This window comes from Legionella dresdenensis (assembly GCF_042649825.1).
Classification (GTDB): domain Bacteria; phylum Pseudomonadota; class Gammaproteobacteria; order Legionellales; family Legionellaceae; genus Legionella_C; species Legionella_C dresdenensis.
Window position 1 is genome coordinate 1 of record NZ_JBHSAB010000025.1, and the last position, 6870, is coordinate 6870.

The following is a 6870-nucleotide window of genomic DNA, read 5'->3' on the forward strand; positions in this document are numbered from 1 at the left end:
ATTTTGGCTCAAAGAGCCAAATCAATGGTTAATAATCAAGCAGCTTAAGGCAGCGCCATTGGGTCGTTTGGCCCAACATTTTCCTTTTATTCACCATCTTTTGTTGGGTCAAACGACCCAACCTACACATGAGAAAAGATTCCGATATGTCGTGTACCAGATCTCAGCGGCTTTGTTGAATAAATCAAGATATGGTAAAGCCTGCGGGAAGATGGGTTAAATTTTAGCCGTCACCCGCCACAGTCAGCGGCATGCCTATATGAGTTATTTGATTAATAAAATCAGAGTAAGAACCATTACCACTCTCTCCAGTAAGCACTTTCCTTTAAAGGTTTTTTGCAAACCCTCAGATGCCAAGGATGGCATCTGGGAGCGTCAGGATGACTTCATGCGTGTTTGCAAAAAACCTTTAAAGGAAAGGGATTACTCGCTCTGAACTTACAAGGCATAGGTGCCTAAGCACGCGATAGAAACCTTGATTACGCTTCGCTGCATCAAGGCTACTCTCTATTTATTCAACAAAGCCGATCTCAGCCGAAGGGTGGCAAGGTGACCTGCAGTTCTTAGCGCGCAGCTTGCGAGCACTAAAACTGCGGGTTACCTTGACAGGACCCTGAGACTCGGATTTTCAATAAACCACGTAAAGCACTAACTTAATCCTTTCATTAGAATCGAGGATGAGTGTTTGGCTTTGCAGCCAAACGACCTTACCCTAAGCGCCAGGCATACCCCCACCACCAGAGTCCATTGATCCCAAATCGCCGCCCGAGCCACTGGATCCCTCAGAACCGCCACCGTCTCCAGGACTATCAGAACTATCCATTGAAGGTTTCGATTCACCGCCACCACCGCCGCCGCCAGTGCGATCTTTACCACTCATCATTGAATCACCTTTACCGCCTGCTTCTCCTCCTGCTTTCTCTCCAATTTTTCCACCGATCATACCCCCTGCAGGTCCTCCGACAGAGCTACCGATAGCTGTACCCGCGCCTTTACCCAATGCGCCTCCAGCCTTTTTACCCATACCACCAGTTCTATCTTTACCACCCTTCGAACCGCCACCGCCAGGCATACCACCACCAGCGGCACCACCTGGAGGCTCATCACCTCCGCCAGCGGCACCACCACCTGAAGACATGGATTGAATTCCACCACCATCTGCGCCGCCGCCACCGCCATCTCCTGGGCTCTCAGAACTATCAGGTGATGGTTTCGACTCGCCGCCACCGCCGCCGCCATCACCGCCGCCGCCAGGTCCACCACCGCCACCACCGCCGCCACCGGCGTCATCGCCACCGCCACCGCCACCGCCGGCACCGGCACCACCTGGAGGCTCTTGACCTTCGCCACCACCGCCACCGCCAGAAGCGCTAACAGAAGGTCCGCCTCCTGACATCGCTTTGGAAGCGCCAGACAGACCTTTCATCGCAGCGGAAGAAGAAGCCTTCGCGACTTGTTGTGCCGCCTTACCCGTTGCAGTACCGGCTTCTTCTACTTTTTTCTTGGCCTCTTCACCCCAGCCTGCAGCTTCCTGTCCAATCTGCTCCGGTTGTCCGCCAATCCAGCGCAACACTTTATCCGGCAGAGACACAATCAGAGTAAATGCTTTTTGCACCATAATCGTGTAAAGCGTTGTATACATAAGCAGGCAGAAAAAGAAGCCATAAACACCTGCCCAACCAACATAACCAGTCTGGGTATCAATTTCTGAAGCCAGATCTTTTACGTCTTCACCGGATGAGTAATCCAACTGGAAATTCCAGATCGAGCCATCAGGATTACCCTGAATAAAGGTAATCACGTTTGCAAATCCGGCATTCAAAATCCATATCGAAACATAAGACAGGGTAATCCCGGCAATATAGCCGATAATCATCATCGCAGGCCGCAAAAACACATTCATCAGAATCATAATCGCCTGCTCGCCCTTACCAAAAGCCCCCTCGCCTTCAGGATGGGTAATACCTAAAGCTACAATAGGCGCCGCAACCATCGCTTCAATTACCGCCATCACCCAGGCAATTGTACCAAAAGTGAAAATCAGGTAGGGCACAAACGGTATGTAATATGCCGAAACGAAGCCAACCGACAGCATGATATTAAACCAGGCAATCAACAACGGCATGATCATGGTAATTAATGAAAAGATAAATATACCAAACCATGGAATTAACGACGTGATAATGGCAAGCCCGGTCAGCATTAACCAGAGCGTGTTGGCAAAATTAATATATTGTACGCCCATATTAGCCAATGCAATGATGGGATTGACTGACGGCTGCTGAATAAACGACACGCCAAAAACGAAGATCTGCGCCATACCCAATAATGGTATTGATAAGAACGTCATAATCACGTTCTCAATAATTGACAACACCATTTCCAAAAAGTAGTTGAAAACCGTTCGAATGATAATATTGTAAAATATGTCCCCCAGGATGCTTCCCAGACAGAAGGTAAAAAACATAATCTGTACAGTATTACAGGGGAAGTTAATTTTGGGTAGATACAAGCCTGCTGTCTGCAGGTTCATATTAAATTTCATCGCAAATTGCGGCGGAGACATACCGGGCTGGCCAGGTAATACCACCATCGAAGAGTTGTTCACAAAACCATATACAGTCGAGGAACCAGGCCCGGTTGTAACTTTCCGGCCGGCTGTGCCCAAATGCGGCGGCGGAAGCGGCGAACTCAGCTCATTTCCTCCATTAATCAAACTATGTACATGCGTTATCGGATCAGAATCCTTGTTTAGCCAGATACACAGATCAGCATATTGCCCGGAACAGCCATCATGATCGAATGCCCCTGTTATCTTGTTGATATCAAAATTACTGCCCTGCAAACCAGAATTGGTATCGGTTTCAGGTTTAGTGGTTACAATTGCATTTTGAAGCTGTGCCAAGTTGATATAATAACTGCCAGCCATGATCCAGCCTTGGGATGAAGCGGTACGCATAAAATCCATTTGTTTACCAGCTGCCGCACTACTATTGCCATCCGCAATCAGATTTAATGTGGGCATGATCACGGCATTATAATCCGTTACTGCTCCCTGAAATTCGGTACCATTAAATAACGGAGGTGAACTTCCAGATGGATCCTGCCCCCAACTGACGCATGAATCAGGTGAAATCTCCTTGGTACCTGAAGTAGTAGTCGTCGTTTGCGGCGAACCGGAAGAGCTATCGCAGACTTGCCCGCCAAGCGTGTACGGCACGCCAAATTGCTGAACCGCAGTTTTTGAGAACGGCGTCTGGCTATCTGAACTTCCGCCTCGACTGAGTTGTGGATCATTACTTACCATGGTTTGAGCAAGCATGGCGAGAGTGTTATACATTTGCTGAACCGCCAGAGCACGAGACATTTTTGCGACATCTTGCTCAGACTGGCTTAACGCACTGGATTTCAATGAATCCAGATCACTATTGGACATTGCATTCCAACTGATTTCCCCGCAAATACCATTTAATACCGCATAAGGCGATTTGGGTTGAAAATTAGGCATGGGCAATTTGACAGTACTGCTGCCGCTGTCGCTCTCTTTGTCCACAGCACGAACGGTCGAAATAAAGTCCGGTACCGAAGTGTCACAGAATTGCTGCATTTTATCACTGGGTTTGCCTGAGCATGGTCCAGACTCTTTATCTCTTGCTCTGAGATAACCTTCCCGTTGATTCTCCAGAACTGTCTGTATACCAAGCATACAGACCTGGCCCGCCAAAATAGTGGCCGCCCCTGTTGCGATATTCCCATTATCGCCCATTAATGAGGTCACCGGATCAATCTGCGGCTGGACAATCACTCCCCCCCGATTCAAATACGATAATGCTGCATCCCAAACCTTATCCGCCGCACCAACTCCCTGTACGATTACCCACATAACAAAAATCTGCATCAAACAGTAGCCTGACGCCTTGGGTATTAATAAGGCCAATCCTAATGTCGACCGAAGGGGTACCCAAATCGATGACCATTTCTGGCCAAGCATCTGCCCCTCATGGGCGGTATTTACCGTAGATACCATCAGGGTATACATAATGATAATACCGCCCAGAGCCATTACAGCGGCATTAAATACCGAGAACATTGCGCCCATAATCTGGCTGCCGCTACCATGCAGCACACCGTCAACAACCCCAAAAATATTACCCAGAAAAATGACGGAATAATCGCCAGGCGGGGGGGCAAAGGTAATGGAATCACTGCTGCCGCCGCCGTTGTCGGCGAGAGCCAGAGCAGGAATCAGCGTCAGCCAAAGAATTGAAAAAATTTTATTCATCATGTTCACCTAATAGGCCCTGACGGTACCATTCCCGCAGAGAACAACCCAATTTTCGTTTTTTGAGTTGGAAATACCAGAAATGGTAGCGAAATGCCAGAACCAGAGCGATAAATCCAACAATCATGCTTATCAGGGTTGCCTTGTAATTTTCATTTATCAGCTGAAACACTGTGTATCCAAATACAAGTATAGCCATTAAAATCATTAAGATAGCTAATCGATAAAGACCTGCCTGGCGTGCGGTGATATCTTCTTCCGTCAGTTTCTGCGCGGCGGCTGCCTGCTCAAATGACTGGGCATTACCTTTATTTTGCGGCGAGGGGATAAACATTTTTTTAAATCCGCCCAGCAAATAAAGGGAGAAAGCACGTATGCGCTCATAATCAATCCAGCGGCGAAAATCAAAAATAGCCTTCAAAAGAGCAACAGTACGTAAACCAGATTGTTTTTTCATAAATTTTACTTTTAAGATAATAGACTTTTAATCTCCTTACTATACTATAGTAGTAATATTTGGCGCAGTCCATCAACTGAAAACACAGTAAAAAAAGAGTAAATATATGCCTGACTTAAGCCATGAAGCCTCATCACAATACTGGTTTGAATACCTGGATCCGATGATCTACCGCGTCATCACTTTCATGGAAAGTGTTGAAGACTGGACAATGGACGGACATCCTGATCTTGAAGCTGCCATGAAACGGTTGGGCAGTGAACTTGATGATATTGAAAAACTCGATATGGGAATGCTCAATCAGGAAGAAGCATTTATCCGGTTGGTCGGGAATATTAAATCGGGCCGCGGATTACGATTATTGCAGGCAATCGATACCGTTCATCCCGGCAGTGCATCGCGGGTACTGATTCATGCCGAGGAAACCAGTCTTGGCAGTCACGATCCGGCAGGCTTTTTCCTCAAACGCAATATTGCCTTTGAGCGTTTACGTCTGCTTGCACGCGTTTTTTCAGAATACCGTTTGAAACTTGTTGCTCGAGCGCTTGAAGGAGAAGAATAAGAAAATGAAATTTACAGCGAAAAAACTGGCAACCATCTTACTAGCCTTGTCGTCTACTAATTTTGCTGCAACCGGGGGTCAAGCGTCTGCCGGTGCGGGTGGCGCAGGCGGAGCCTCGCCTGCTGCTGGCGGCAGCTCTGATGATCTGACAACCTATCTTAAAAATCTGGGTTCATATCTTGGTTACGACATTACCAAATATTGCCCAGCCGGCCAGCAATGCCCGGATGCTGCTTCGGGCGCTGGTTCTGGCGCAGGTGCGGATGCAGCCTCAGGTGCAAGCTCTGGTTCACAGGCTGGCCAGCAACAGGCATCCAGTGCCCTGTTTGATGCCAATGACGCTCAGAATACCCAAATAAACGCTCTGGATAGCTATATTGGGGCGCTGGTTGGTGTTACCCCCCAAAACACTCCAATGGTATCAAAGGACGTAACAAGCTATTCTCTGCTAAACTCTCTCGGCGGTCAGACATTTAATGACCCGCCTTATTCCACAGAATCTTCTGACGGCATTAGTGTTTCTTCATTGATCGATCAGAAAACATACCGCAACGATCCTGTAAGCCAGGCCATTTTGAATATTATTTCTACGCCTAACTATACGTATTGTATGGATAATGACGGTAAGACGCAGGACGACAAATGCAAATTCCTGTATCGTGAAAAAGTAATGGTCAACGTCCTCGGGGATATCCAGGGGACTCAGGCAATTTTTGAACCGAAATCAAATGGTTATGTCGTTCCTCAACTCAACAGTAATACGTTACTGACGCCCTTATTATATTCAACAGATTCAAGCACCGGCAGCAATCAAGGCGACAGCGGCAGCGGATCATCAGGATCTGGAAGCAGTTCAAACCAGGGAATGGAAGCAAAAAATCAGGCTCAGGAAGCCGCGAACTTTATCCGGTACGTCAGCGGTGGAATTGCTCCTATTAATTTGCCTAACCGTCAGGTATATGATGATCTGATGAGCAAAGCAAGCAATACAACTGGCAATACCGCACAAGACGAGCAGCTTAAAGCACAATCCAAATTACTTGGATTTCTCAGCAGTTTGCGCATATATGCCGCTCAGATATCAGTAGGAATCAGTAATCTGTATTATATTCTGTCACAACGTATGCCTCAGAGCCCAGTATCCGGCAATGGCCCCAAATCAAGCGCGGCCCTTAATGAATACATTATGGCAACCTGGCGTCTTTATAACCCAAGCGCCAAAGGCGGCGGTCAGAGCGCAGGCGGTGGCAGCGCAAGCGGTTCCTCAGGCCAAAACAGCCAGCAATGGCTGAACCAAATCAACTCAGGATCTGCCGCTTCGGTTCAAAAGGAAATCGCAATATTACTTGCTGAAATTAACTATCAGCTCTATTTAAGCCGGCAACAACAGGAAAGACTGCTATTAACCCAAAGCATACTTCTCCTCCAAAACGCCCGCGCATCAAGACCAAACGCAGATCTCAGCGAAACGTCGAATCAGGGTAACTAATCAAATAACCGTAGGTTGGGCTGTAAAGCCCAATGGCGCTGCCTTAAGCTGTACAAAAATTGCGATATAGAAAAAAAGAG

General features: G+C 47.5%; 5 protein-coding genes. 3 read left to right on the top strand and 2 right to left on the bottom strand.

Annotated features, from left to right (window positions below; all coding sequences use genetic code 11):
• Positions 1-220 (top strand): hypothetical protein (locus ACFORL_RS10935; protein ID WP_382343942.1); only part of this gene is annotated, 220 nt, incomplete at its 5' end.
• Between the two features lie 492 nt (positions 221-712).
• Here ACFORL_RS10935 and dotA read toward each other — a convergent pair.
• Both dotA and icmV read right to left on the bottom strand, forming a co-directional pair.
• On the bottom strand, positions 713-4282 hold the full coding sequence (gene dotA / locus ACFORL_RS10940) for a type IVB secretion system protein DotA (RefSeq protein ID WP_382343950.1): 3570 nt from the start codon (positions 4280-4282) through the stop codon (positions 713-715).
• A complete protein-coding gene (icmV, locus tag ACFORL_RS10945; RefSeq protein ID WP_382343944.1) occupies positions 4275-4739 on the bottom strand; it encodes a type IVB secretion system protein IcmV in 465 nt (154 codons plus the stop codon). The genes dotA and icmV overlap by 8 nt, the downstream gene beginning before the upstream one ends.
• Positions 4740-4845: 106 nt before the next feature.
• Between icmV and icmW the strand changes: the two genes are divergently transcribed.
• Both icmW and icmX read left to right on the top strand, forming a co-directional pair.
• The gene (gene icmW / locus ACFORL_RS10950; RefSeq protein WP_382343946.1) at positions 4846-5301 is read left to right on the top strand and encodes a type IVB secretion system protein IcmW; all 456 of its coding nucleotides are present in this window, start codon (positions 4846-4848) and stop codon (positions 5299-5301) included.
• A gap of 4 nt (positions 5302-5305) precedes the next feature.
• Positions 5306-6790, top strand: a complete 1485-nt coding sequence (gene icmX / locus ACFORL_RS10955; protein ID WP_382343948.1) for a type IVB secretion system protein IcmX — start codon at positions 5306-5308, stop codon at positions 6788-6790.
• The last annotated feature ends 80 nt before the right edge of the window (positions 6791-6870 follow it).